Source organism: Bradyrhizobium sp. CCBAU 45384, from assembly GCF_028128665.1.
GTDB classification, from domain to species: Bacteria; Pseudomonadota; Alphaproteobacteria; order Rhizobiales; family Xanthobacteraceae; genus Bradyrhizobium; species Bradyrhizobium manausense.
Window position 1 is genome coordinate 601,804 of record NZ_LBIZ01000119.1, and the last position, 12,172, is coordinate 613,975.

At 64.4% G+C, this 12,172-nt stretch carries 12 protein-coding genes; 5 read left to right on the top strand and 7 right to left on the bottom strand.

Annotated features, from left to right (window positions below):
* Positions 1–128: 128 nt before the first annotated feature.
* The 3 genes from XH80_RS39425 to XH80_RS39435 form a co-directional block, all read right to left on the bottom strand.
* Positions 129–1,220, bottom strand: coding sequence for a TRAP transporter substrate-binding protein (locus XH80_RS39425; RefSeq protein WP_271603269.1), 1,092 nt, complete (start codon positions 1,218–1,220; stop codon positions 129–131).
* Between the two features lie 194 nt (positions 1,221–1,414).
* Positions 1,415–2,557, bottom strand: a complete 1,143-nt coding sequence (locus XH80_RS39430) for an Mrp/NBP35 family ATP-binding protein (RefSeq protein ID WP_271603270.1) — start codon at positions 2,555–2,557, stop codon at positions 1,415–1,417.
* 54 nt (positions 2,558–2,611) lie between these two features.
* The gene (locus XH80_RS39435) at positions 2,612–3,049 is read right to left on the bottom strand and encodes a VOC family protein (protein WP_271603271.1); all 438 of its coding nucleotides are present in this window, start codon (positions 3,047–3,049) and stop codon (positions 2,612–2,614) included.
* A 159-nt stretch (positions 3,050–3,208) separates the two neighbouring features.
* Between XH80_RS39435 and XH80_RS39440 the strand changes: the two genes are divergently transcribed.
* From XH80_RS39440 to XH80_RS39460, 5 genes are all read left to right on the top strand, one after another.
* On the top strand, positions 3,209–4,114 hold the full coding sequence (locus tag XH80_RS39440; protein ID WP_271603334.1) for an NAD(P)-dependent oxidoreductase: 906 nt from the start codon (positions 3,209–3,211) through the stop codon (positions 4,112–4,114).
* A gap of 12 nt (positions 4,115–4,126) precedes the next feature.
* Positions 4,127–5,404, top strand: coding sequence for a sodium:proton antiporter NhaD (gene nhaD / locus XH80_RS39445; protein ID WP_271603272.1), 1,278 nt, complete (start codon positions 4,127–4,129; stop codon positions 5,402–5,404).
* A gap of 136 nt (positions 5,405–5,540) precedes the next feature.
* Positions 5,541–7,136: a sensor histidine kinase gene (locus XH80_RS39450; RefSeq protein ID WP_271603273.1), complete on the top strand. Its 1,596-nt coding sequence runs from the start codon at positions 5,541–5,543 to the stop codon at positions 7,134–7,136.
* A 45-nt stretch (positions 7,137–7,181) separates the two neighbouring features.
* Entirely contained in the window at positions 7,182–7,385 is a 204-nt protein-coding gene (locus XH80_RS39455) for a DUF1289 domain-containing protein (protein WP_057758492.1), read from the top strand.
* 28 nt (positions 7,386–7,413) lie between these two features.
* Entirely contained in the window at positions 7,414–7,968 is a 555-nt protein-coding gene (locus tag XH80_RS39460) for a TIGR02281 family clan AA aspartic protease (RefSeq protein ID WP_271603274.1), read from the top strand.
* A gap of 3 nt (positions 7,969–7,971) precedes the next feature.
* On the opposite strand, the gene dusA is transcribed toward XH80_RS39460, so the two are convergent.
* The 4 genes from dusA to XH80_RS39480 all read right to left on the bottom strand — a co-directional run bounded on the left by dusA (position 7,972) and on the right by XH80_RS39480 (position 12,169).
* Positions 7,972–8,967 carry a tRNA dihydrouridine(20/20a) synthase DusA gene (gene dusA / locus XH80_RS39465; protein ID WP_271603275.1) on the bottom strand — a complete coding sequence of 332 codons (996 nt, stop codon included), beginning with the start codon at positions 8,965–8,967 and terminating at the stop codon, positions 7,972–7,974.
* A 147-nt stretch (positions 8,968–9,114) separates the two neighbouring features.
* Positions 9,115–10,437, bottom strand: coding sequence for an NAD(P)/FAD-dependent oxidoreductase (locus tag XH80_RS39470; protein WP_271603276.1), 1,323 nt, complete (start codon positions 10,435–10,437; stop codon positions 9,115–9,117).
* Between the two features lie 53 nt (positions 10,438–10,490).
* Complete coding sequence (locus XH80_RS39475; protein WP_271603277.1) at positions 10,491–10,709, bottom strand: hypothetical protein; 219 nt, start codon at positions 10,707–10,709, stop codon at positions 10,491–10,493.
* A complete protein-coding gene (locus XH80_RS39480) occupies positions 10,706–12,169 on the bottom strand; it encodes an aldehyde dehydrogenase family protein (protein WP_271603278.1) in 1,464 nt (487 codons plus the stop codon). The genes XH80_RS39475 and XH80_RS39480 overlap by 4 nt, the downstream gene beginning before the upstream one ends.
* Positions 12,170–12,172 lie beyond the last annotated feature (3 nt).

Here is a 12,172-nt window from a genome sequence, read left to right on the forward strand (position 1 = left end):
CGCATCACCCGTTCCTACTGTGCATGGGGTTGTTTTGCAGATTCTGAATAAGCCTGCCGCGTCACCCACGAAAAAGCCCGGCCTCGCGAACGAGGCCGGGCCATTCAGTCCGACAGACTGGTCGAGGATCAGCCGCGGGTGCGCGAGCGGATCATGAAGCTGTCGTAGGTGTACTCGGCGACCTGCCACCACAGATATTCGTCGGAGCGGTAGGCCTGCATCGCGTCGATCGACTTCTTGAAGTCGGCGTTCTTGGCCGACAGCTCGGCCCACAGCTCGTTGGTCGCCTTGAGGCAGGCTTCCAGCACTTCGTTGGTGAAGGGACGCAGCTGCGTGCCGCCGGCGACCAGTCGCTTCAGCGCCGCCGGGTTCTGCATGTCGTAGCGCGCGGCCATCCAGCTGTTGGCGTTGGCCGCCGCGTTGGTGAGGATCGCCTGGTAGTTCTTCGGCAGCGAATTCCACTTGTCGAGGTTGGTGAAGGCGTGGACCATCGGACCACCCTCCCAGAAGCCCGGATAGTAATAGTACTTGGCGACCTTGGCGAAGCCGAGCTTTTCGTCATCATAGGGGCCGACCCATTCGGCGGCGTCGATGGTGCCCTTCTCCAGCGCCGGATAGATGTCGCCGCCGGCGAGCTGCTGCGGCACCACGCCGACCTTCTGGAGCACCTGGCCGGCGATGCCGCCGATGCGGAACTTCAGGCCGGAGAGGTCCGCAACGGTCTTGATCTCCTTGCGAAACCAGCCGCCCATCTGGGTGCCGGTGTTGCCGCAGGCGAAGCCGATCACATTCGACTTCTTGAAGAACTCGTTGCCGAGCTCGGCGCCGCCGCCCTGGTACCACCAGGAGTTCTGCTGGCGCGCGTTGAGGCCGAACGGCACCGAGGCGTAGATCGCCCAGGTCGGGTCCTTGCCGACATAGTAGTAGGAGACGGTGTGGCACATCTCGACCGTGCCGTTCGAGGTCGCATCGAGCGCCTGCAGGCCGGGGACGACTTCGCCGGCCGCGAACACCTGGATCTGGAACTTATTGTCGGTCATCTCGGCGACGTACTTCGCCAGCTGCTCACCACCGCCATAGATGGTGTCGAGCGACTTCGGGAAGCTCGACGTCATGCGCCACTTGATCTCGGGCGAGAACTGCGCAATCGCCGGCGAGGCCACCGCGGCTGACGCCGCCGCGCCTGCTGCCGACACTTTCAGAAAATCACGACGCTTCATTTTCAGGTCTCTCCTTGCTGGGGCGTGTCCCCGAACTTCCTCTTTGCTGCCACTCGTTCCTTCGACACGGATTTGAGCCGCATCGAACCGAAGGGGCTTTGCTGCCGTGGCGTTTAACACGGAAGCCCTTGCCACGGAACGCGACATTGGCATGACGGGGGGCGACGAAAGTCGCATGTCCCCAGACATCAGGCTCAGGCTGCGGAAATCGCGCCCTTGAGCTGGTCCCGGACCTGTCCCGCAATGGCGCGATAGATCGCCGCATGCGGGCCACCAGGTTCGCTGTCCACGACGGGATTGCCGGCATCGGACGTGGCGCGAATCGACATGTGCAGCGGGATCTCGCCGAGGAACGGTACCCCGAGCTTCTCGGCCTCGTGGCGCGCGCCGCCATGGCCGAAGATGTCGGATTTCGTGCCGCAATGCGGGCACTGGAAATAGCTCATGTTCTCGACGATGCCGAGCACGGGCACGTTGACCTTCTTGAACATGGCCAGCCCACGCCGCGCGTCGATCAGCGACAGGTCCTGCGGGGTCGAGACGATCACGGCGCCCTTCAGCGGCACGTTCTGCGCCAGCGTGAGCTGCGCATCGCCTGTGCCCGGCGGCATGTCGACGACGAGCACGTCGAGCGTGCCCCATGCGACATCGCGCAGCATCTGCGTCACCGCCGACATCACCATCGGCCCGCGCCAGATCATCGCGGTCTCTTCCTCGACCAGGAAGCCGATCGACATGATGGCGAGGCCGAAGCGCCGCAGCGGAATCATCTTGCGCTCACCGTCCAGCTCCGGCTTCTCGTGCAGGCCGGTCAGCCGCGGCACCGAGGGACCGTAGATGTCGGCGTCGAGCAGCCCGACCTTGAGGCCGAGGTCACGCAAGCCGAGCGCCAGATTGAGGGCGGTGGTCGACTTGCCGACGCCGCCCTTGCCCGAGGCGACCGCGATTACGGCGGCGACGCCCGGAATTTCCGACTGCCGCGCCATCGGCGATTGGGCGCCGCCCTGTGGCGGCGGCTTGTGGGCGTGGACCGGCTGCACGCCTGGTGTGCCACGGCTCGGCTGCGGGGGTGGCGGCGGCGTGCTGCCAGGCTTGCGCTCGGCTGTGAGGGCGACCATGACGGTGGTGACGTCGGGGATGGCGCGCACGGCGGCCTCGGCCTCGGCCCGGACGGATTCCCAGGCCCGCGCCTCGGCAGCATCGACGTTGATCGAGAAGAACACCTTGCCATCGGACGCGCTGATCGCGCTCAGCACATTGGCATTGGTGAGCGAGACCCCGCGGGGCGACTTGATCTTGGCGAGGCTGTCGAGGACCTGTTGCTGCGTCACGCTCAAAGCGCATCTCCTGGAAGTTCAAGATGCCCCATTAGAGCGGAAACGGCCAAAAGGCTACTGCCTGCCGATATCGTCAGCCATCTCCTTGGGCGCGGTCCCCTGCTCCAGGGCCGCCTCGTAATTGAGCTCGATCATGACCCCGTTGGGGTCATGGACGAAGATCTGCCAGAGCTCGCCGCCGGGCACCTGGCGGGAGTCGAATTTCATGCCCTTGGCAGCGAGGCGCTGCTTCATGCCGTCGAAGCCCCGGCTGACGAAGGCGACGTGGTGGACCACGCCGGAATCCGGCTTTTGCGGCTCGGAGGTCGGGGAAATATCGACGAGGTGCACGACCGGCTTGCCCTCGCTGTACATCCAGGCCCCGGGGAAGGCGAAATTCGGTCGGGGTCCTTTTTCGAGGCCCAGCACGTCCTCGTAGAAGCGTACCGTGTCGGCCAGATGCCGGGTCCGAATATTGAAATGATCGAGGACGCCAACGCTCACGCTGCCCATGCCTTTGCTCCCTTTTTTTATGCAGGTCCTTGAGGCCCGCCATCCTAGCACAGGAGGCCGCCAAACGAAGCCGTTGCCCTCCGCCCCTAACGGTTTATGGTGCGCCCGTTCCCCCTCAGGCGGAACCTTAGGGATCCTCGGCTGGCGCCCCTCGCCCGGCTGCACCGTAAAACTCAAGCTACGGACACACATATGGCTAAAGTCGCTTTCCTCGGTCTCGGCGTGATGGGTTTCCCCATGGCCGGACACCTCGTGAAAAAAGGGGGCCATGAGGTCACCGTCTACAACCGCACCGCGGCCAAGGCGAAGGAGTGGGCGGACAAGTTCGGCGGCAAGACGGCACCGACCCCGAAGGCTGCCGCCGAGGGCCAGGATTTCGTGATGTGCTGCGTCGGCAATGACAACGATCTGCGCGCCGTCACGATCGGCCCCGACGGCGCATTCGCCGGCATGAAGAAGGGCGCGACCTTCGTCGATCACACCACCGCCTCAGCAGAAGTCGCGCGCGAGCTCGACGCGGCGGCGACCAAGGCCGGCTTCAAGTTCATCGACGCGCCCGTCTCCGGCGGCCAGGCCGGCGCCGAGAACGGCGTGCTGACGGTGATGTGCGGCGGCGCGCAGGATGCCTATGCCGGCGCCGAGCCGATCATCACGGGCGCCTATGCACGGATGTGCAAGCTGCTCGGGCCCGCCGGAAGCGGCCAGCTGACCAAGATGGTCAACCAGATCTGCATCGGCGGCCTTGTGCAGGGCCTGTCGGAAGGTATCCACTTCGCCAAGAAGAGCGGCCTCGACGTCGCGGCCGTGATCGAGACCATCTCCAAGGGCGCGGCGCAGTCCTGGCAGATGGAGAACCGCTACAAGACCATGAACGAGGGCAAGTACGATTTCGGCTTCGCGGTCGAATGGATGCGCAAGGATCTCTCGATCGCGCTCGCCGAAGCCCGCCGCAACGGCGCCAGCCTGCCGGTCACCGCCCTGGTCGACCAATTCTACGCCGAGGTCGAGAAGATGGGCGGCAAGCGCTGGGATACGTCGAGCCTGCTCGCGCGCCTCAATCGCTGACCTGATACTGCCTTGCTGACCGCGATCGCAGCAATCTTCGTCGTGACCTATGCGGCGATCGCGCTCGAGCATCCCCTCGGGATCAGCAAGACCGCGACCGCGCTTCTCGGCGCGGGTCTGCTCTGGACCATCTACGCGGTCACGATCAGGGATCACGCGCTGGTCAGTCATCAGCTCGACGAGTCCGTCGCGGCTACCGCGCAGATCGTGTTCTTCCTGATCGGAGCGATGACGATCGTCGAGGTGGTCGACGCCCATGACGGCTTCGAGGTCATCACCTCCCGCATCAACACGACGAGCCAGGTCACGCTGGTATGGGTGGTCGGCTTCGTCTCCTTTGTCCTGAGCGCGATCCTGGACAATCTGACGACCACCATCGTCATGATCTCGCTCATCCAGCGCCTGATCGCCCGGCGCGACGACCGCTTGCTATTCGCCTCCCTCATCGTCATTGCGGCGAATGCCGGCGGCGCATGGACCGTGATCGGCGACGTCACCACCACCATGCTGTGGATCGGCGGCCAGATCACGCCGTTGAAGATCATGCGCGCGCTGTTCCTGCCCGCGCTGGTCAATCTGCTCGTGCCGCTCACCTTCATCAGCCTGTCGCTCAGGGGCAAGACCATCGCGGCGCCGCAATCGGAGGATGGAGTGCTCGCCGTTGACCGGTTCGAACGTAACCTGATGTTCTATCTCGGGCTCGGCGTGCTGATTGCGGTGCCGGCCTTCAAGACGCTCACGCATCTGCCGCCCTTCATGGGCGTGCTGATCGGCCTCGGTATCGTCTGGCTGGTCGGCGAGGTCCTTCACCGCAACAAGGATGAGCACGTGCGCCAGCCCCTCTCGCTCGGACATGCGCTGACCCGGATCGACATGGGCTCGATTGTGTTCTTCACGGGCATTCTGCTCGCGGTCGCCTGCCTCGAACACGCCGGCCTCCTGACGATGCTGGCCAGATGGCTGGAGGCGACGATCGGCCGCCAGGACGTCATCGTCGTCGTGCTTGGCCTGTTCAGCGCCATCATCGACAACGTGCCGCTGGTCGCGGCGACCATGGGCATGTACGACCTCGGCCACTACCCGACGGACAGCTTCCTCTGGGAGTTCATCGCCTATTGCGCCGGCACCGGTGGCTCGATCCTGATCATCGGCTCGGCGGCGGGCGTTGCCGCGATGGGGCTGGAGCGGATCGAGTTCCTCTGGTACGCCCGACGCATCGCGGGCGCGGCGCTTGCGGGCTATCTGGCTGGCGCCGTGGTCTATGTCGCGCAGCATGCGTGGCTGCACTGAGCGGCGGCCCGATCCAAATTTAACGCCTCGTTAACGTAATTCTTTAGCTCCTTAAGTCACCTCTTAAGGATTTCTTGCCAGAGATAGACAATGCAGAAGGCGCGCGTCCGACGCGGGCAGGAATCGTTGTTGCTTGATGAGTAACCCCGCTGAAAAGCCTGAGGTAGTGCAGCTTCCGGCCGCGCCGGTCAGCGCTCCATCAGCGAGCAGCCGAAGGGCTGCGTCGCAGCGGGTCCGCGAGGCACGCGATAAGTTAACGTCGACCAGCGGAACCCGGCCGGCCTTCGACGCCGAGCTGTTGCGCCAATATGCCCAGACGCGGCTATCGGCATCCTATGTCGTAATGCTGCTGGTGGTCGCGACCGGTGTGCTGTTCGGACTGTGGATGCAGCCGATCCCCGCCGCCGCCTGGACCGCCGGCATGATCTGCCTTCACGCGGCGATGATCCGCAGCTGCCGCCGCTTCCTGGCAGAGCCTGCCTCGCCGGCGGCAACGCGGGCCTGGCGGACACGTTTCGTCGTGCTCGACCTGCTCTATGGCCTGTGCTGGATGGCGATCCTGATCCATCCCGTGCTCGACATGGTCACGGAAACGCTGATGATGTTCCTGATGCTGCTGGTGATCGCAGTGTCGAGCATGCTGGCCGCCAATCTGCCGATCGCAGCCCTCGCCGCCACCGCGCCTGTTGCGGTCGCCATGGCGCTGAGCTTTGCGATGACCGGCTCGCTGGACAATTACATCCTGGCCGCGCTCGCGCTCGCGGCCGAAGGCTATTTCGTGTTGCTGGCGCATCGTCTTCACTCATCGACCTTCGCGACGCTGGAGGCGCGGGCCGAGAAGGACGCGTTGATCGGCGAGCTCGAACAGGCCAAGGCGATCTCGGACGAGGCGCGGCACCGCGCCGAATCCGCCAACGTGGCGAAATCGCGCTTCCTGGCGCAGATGAGCCATGAGCTGCGCACGCCGCTCAACGCCATCCTCGGCTTCTCCGAGGTGATGAAAAGCGAGATCTTTGGTGCGCATGCGGTGCCGGTCTACAAGGAATATTCCGCCGACATCCACAATTCGGGCGTGCATCTGCTCAACCTCATCAACGAGATCCTCGATCTGTCGCGGATCGAGGCCGGCCGCTACGAATTGAACGAGGAAGCGGTGTCGCTGGTCGGCATCGTCGCCGACTGCCATCATCTCATGAAACTGCGCGCCTCGAGCCGAGGCATCACCATCCACGAAGTGTTCGAGCAGGCGATGCCGCGGCTCTGGGCCGACGAGCGCGCGATCCGCCAAGTCGTGCTCAATCTGCTTTCGAACTCGATCAAGTTCACCCCCCAGGGCGGCGAGATCTGGCTGAAGGCCGGCTGGACCGCCTCGGGAGGCCAGTACCTCTCGGTCAGGGATTCCGGCTCCGGCATCCCCGAGGACGAGATCCCGGTCGTGCTCGCCTCGTTCGGCCAGGGCTCCAACTCGATCAAATCGGCCGAACAGGGCGCGGGCCTCGGCCTGCCCATCGCCAAAAACCTGATCGATCTGCATGGCGGCACCTTCACGCTGAAGTCGAAACTGCGCATCGGCACCGAGGTGATTGTCACCTTCCCGCCGGAGCGCGTGATGAGCGCGCTGGCGCCGCTGTCGGAGGATTCGCCGCCACTGCAGCCGGACAACTCCACCGTTCCCGACGAGAAGCGCCGGCCGCGCCACAGACCGATCATGAGCGCAGGCACGGGCTCGTAAAACACATGCTTGCCGACATGCCCGATATTCCTTCACTATGTCCGTATGAGCAAAGAAACTCCGTGCGTCGCCGTCTGCATGATCGATCCCAAAACCAAGCTGTGCTTCGGCTGCGGCCGGACCTTGCCGGAGATCGCGCGCTGGCACGCCATGGAGAGCGTCGAACGGCTCGCCGTCATGGCGCTGTTGCCGGCGCGCATGGCGGACGCTGGCCTTTTGCCGATCGCGGGATTGCCGAAACGCGCCTGACGGGCGTCCGGGCCATCGGAGGCGTGCAATGATCCGCCTCCTGCTCGTTCTCATCCTGCTGGCAGGAACCGCGGGCGCTGTCGTCGCCTATGGCGATCCCGACCGGATCGCGCGCGCAAGCCACACGGTCTCACACATTTTCCGCGCGCAGACCGCGATGCCCGCCCCCGCCGTGCAGATCCAGCGCGGTCAGGGTGGAGAATTTGCGCTGCGCGCCAAGATCAACGGCGTCGCCGCGCCGATGGTGATCGACACCGGCGCCACCTCCGTGGTGCTGACCTGGGAGACCGCAAAGGCGATCGGCCTGCCACTCGAGATGCTCGAATACGACGTCGACCTCGAAACGGCCGGCGGCCACACCAAGGCAGCCCGGCTGACGCTCGATCGTCTCGCCGTCGGCCAACTCGTCGAGAAATCGGTGCCGGCCCTCGTTGTGCCGCGCGGGCAGATGAAGACCAATTTGCTCGGCATGAGCTTCCTCGATCGCCTCGAGAGCTGGGGCGTGCGCTCCGACACGCTGATGCTCACCGGCTATCCGGAGCTGCAAAGTAGCCATCGCCGCGCCCGCACGGCAGTGGATTGAGGACTAGGCTGCCGCCTCGGCCGGCGCGCGTGCCCCAACACGCGCGATCGCATCGCGCAGCACATCAACCCCAGCTCCCGGCCTGACGCCCTGTTCGGCAAGATGGCGACGGAAGGCCCGCGCGCCGGGCACTGCGTGGAAGGCGCCGACGAAATGCCGCGTGATGGCGTGCAGGCGCGTACCGCGTGCGAGCTGCGCCTCGATATAAGGCATCATCGCCTCGAACGCGTCCTGCATCGTCGCATGCGGCGCAACTTCGCCGAAGATGTCGCTATCGACGGCGAGCAGCCGCCACGGCTCCTGATAGGCGGCCCGGCCGAGCATGACGCCATCGACATGCGCAAGATGCGCTTTCGCCTCCTCAATACCGAGAACGCCGCCATTGATGATAACAGGCACATCCGGCATCGCGCGCTTGAGCCGATAGACACGATCATAATCGAGCGGCGGGATGTCACGGTTTTCCTTCGGCGACAGACCGTTCAGCCACGCTTTTCGCGCATGTACGATCAGCGCGTCGCTGCCTGCAGCCACGACGGCGCGCGCCAGCGTATCCAGCGCGACTTCGGGATCCTGGTCGTCGATGCCGATGCGGCACTTCACCGTAACGGGAACGGAGACCGCGCCCTTCATCGCGTCGACACATCTCGCGACGAGCTCCGGTTCCGCCATCAGGCAGGCACCGAAGCGACCATCCTTTACGCGGTCGGACGGACAGCCGACATTGAGATTGATCTCGTCATAGCCGAACTGTTCGCCGATCCGCGCAGCTTTCGCGAGCTCACCAGGATCCGATCCGCCAAGCTGAAGCGCGACCGGGTGCTCCACCGCGTCAAAGCCGAGCAGCCGCTCCCGATCGCCATGAATGATAGCGCCGGTGGTCAGCATCTCCGTGTACAGCAGCGCCCGCTGAGTCAGATGGCGGTGGAACACCCGGCAATGCCGGTCGGTCCAATCCATCATCGGAGCCACGGAAAAGCGATAGTCTTGCGATTTCAAAAACTTACACCCTACTCCAATCGGCTAGGCCATGAAAAGCGGGCTTACGCCGCTGACCATTCGAAGCGCGCATATCCTTTGCCTGAACGCACTTCCGGTTCAACTGGAATAAAGAGGCGGCGATCTGTTCCATCAGCGGCCCGATCGTCAGATGGCGGCGATGTCCAGCTTCGAGCCGTCGACCAAACGCGAGAGCCGGAACGGTGTGGGATCGACGCAAGGCGTGTCGTTAACGACAAGCTCTGCGGCCAGATAGCCCAGCCCCGGGCCCAAACCGAAGCCGTGACCCGAGCAGCCCGCCGCGAGGACGAGGCCTTGCACCCCGTCCACCTGCGACACCACAGGAACTGCATCCGGCGTGCAATCGACGAAGCCGCCCCAGGCGCTATTGATCTTGATTTCGCCGAGTTGGGGGAAGGTTTTCCGGACACTCTCCACCACTTGGCTCACCAGCCATTTCAAGGGCGGAGGATCCAGCACGCGATTCCGCTCGAAGATCCTGTTGTCGTTGGTCAGCAGCGCCGCCATTGAATCCGGCCCCGAAACGAACGATTGGCCGACGCCGAGCCTGACGTTCTTCAGGCGACGCATGAACTGCGGCATGAATTCCCGGCTATACCGGATAGCCTGAGGCGTGATTTCGAGGTTCGCCTTGCCGCTGATCGCAAGCGTATAGCTGCCGTCCAGTCGGCGCGTGATCGTGCAGTAGGGAGTGGAGACCGCCTCGCCTATGTTGATTGTCGGGGTAGAGCGCAGCGCGGTCTGACGGATGCTCGCTTGAGGGAAACTGATCCCGAGCGGCCGAAGGAGGCGCGAGGACCAGGCGCCGGCCGCGCACAGCACCGCGCTGGTTCTGATATAGCCCTTCTCCGTCTGCACGCCCACGATCCTGCCATTGGCCAAGTCGAGCGCCCGCGCGGCGCATCCCTGGTGGATTGTGGCGCCCAGAGTTCTGGCCCCCTCGGCGATACCAGGCGCGGCAAGCGCAGGTTCGGCCTTGCCGTCCCGAGCCGAATAGGTCCCGCCGACCCATTTGTCGCGCGCTTCGGGGACGCGCTCGGCCACCTCCGCCCGGCTCAGCACGCGGGTGTCGACGTCGTACTCCCTGGCGACCTCGCGCCACCTTTCCCAGCCGGCGAGCACGGCCTCGTCGTGGGTCGCATAGACGAGACCGCAGCGTCGAAATCCGAGGTCCCGATTGATATCGCGCGTGAGCTCGTCCCACAGCCGCATGGAGATCACCGAGAGCGGCAATTCGCGGCGATCGCGGTTCTGCTGACGGCACCAACCCCAGTTTCGGCTCGATTGTTCACAGGCGACGTGGCCCTTCTCGAGGAGCGCCACGGAGAGGCCGCGCTTCGCCAGGTAATAGGCGGCCGTAGAGCCGAGGATGCCGCCGCCGACAATGACGATTTCGGCCTCGGCTGGGAGACGCTCATCGCTGTGAATGCGCTCGACGTAGGGCGACATGTTTCAACGAACCTCGGCTGCCGGGAATGCGGAAGCAAAATCCCGATCAGCCTTCATCGCATCAGGCGCGCGATAGAATGTGCTGAAATCATCTCGGACTTCGCAAGATGTACGGGTTTTTGACCGCTTGATCGAACGATGCTGCTCAAGCCCCGGCCGAGTCCCAATTCGGCGAAGGGCGGCGCGACCTGTTCGTCCGTTGGATTGCGCATGTAGCCCTCGGAAATTCCCCCGATCTCAATCGATTGCCCCGGTAGATCGCTCGCCTTCATCGATAAAATCCGAGGACGGCCTTGGTCTCCAGATACTCCTCCATGCCCTCAAGGCCGTATTCCCGGCCGTTGCCGGAGCGCTTGTAGCCGCCGAAAGGTGCGTTGGGGTCCCAGTCGGGATGGTTGAGATGCACTTGGCCCGACTGGATTTGACGGGCGACTGCGCGCGCCGTCTCCATGTCAGCGCCTTGTACATGGGCGCCGAGGCCGTAGACGGTGTCGTTGGCGATCGCGATCGCTTCGTCCACCGAGTCGTAGGGAATGATCGCCAGCACCGGGCCGAAGATCTCCTCCTGCGCGATCCTCATGTCGCGATGGACGTCCGAGAAGATGGTCGGTCGCGCATACAAGCCAGTCTGAAGGTCCTCAGGCCGCCCCGGCCCGCCTATGACGAGCTTGGCGCCTTCCTTCAGACCGACATCGATCATGGTCTGCACGCGCTCGAACTGCGGCCGGTTAGCAATCGGACCATGAGTCGTGCTTTCCGCAAGGGGATCGCCGACAACCAGTTCTGAAGCAGCCGCGGCCGCCAAGGTCTCGACCCCTTCCATGTGTGAGCGAGGCACGAGCATGCGGGTCGGTGCGCTGCAGGATTGACCGAGATTGCGGAAGGCGGCGCCGACGCCGAGCGGAACAGCGCGGCTGAGATCGGCGTCCGGCAAGATGATATTCGGCGACTTGCCGCCGAGCTCCTGGGCAACGCGCTTGACGGTGGGCGCTGCCGCTTGCGCGACGAGAACGCCAGCGCGCGTCGAGCCGGTAATCGAGATCATGTCCACCTGCGGATGCGACGCCAGACGAGCGCCCACGATCGGACCTGTTCCATTGACGAGGTTGAAGACGCCGGGCGGACAACCGGCATCGCCCATCACCTCGGCGAATAGCAAAGCGCTCAGGGGCGACAATTCGCTCGGCTTCAACACCACCGTGCAACCGGCCGCTAGCGCGGGGCCGACCTTGGCTGTGATCTGGTAGAGAGGCCAATTCCAGGGGGTGATGAGACCGCAGACCCCAATCGCCTCTCGCATGATCGCGGTGCTGCCGCGTGGGGTAACGAACGGATAGTTCGCGAGATTATCGCGTGCGACACGGATATGTTCGGCGGCCAGCGGCACCTGGGCTCGGCGCGCATAGGTGATGGCGGCTCCCATCTCGCACGTAAGCGCCTGCGCGAACAGTTCCAGCCGCTCAAGGAGCAAGGCGTGAATCCGGTCGAGCAGCGCCGCCCTGTCAGTAGGCGGTGTCACGGACCAGCCGGAGAAGGCTCGCCTGGCGGCTGAGATGGCGCAGTCCACGTCATCGTCATCGCCGAGCGCGACGTCAGCGATCGGCTGCTCCGTCGCCGGATTGACGACGGTTGCTGCTGCCGCGACTGATCCGATCGGCTTCCGCCATTCTCCGTCGATGTAGAATTTTCCGAGGAAGCCGGCTTCCGTCAGATGTCGAAGGGGCGAGGTCATTGG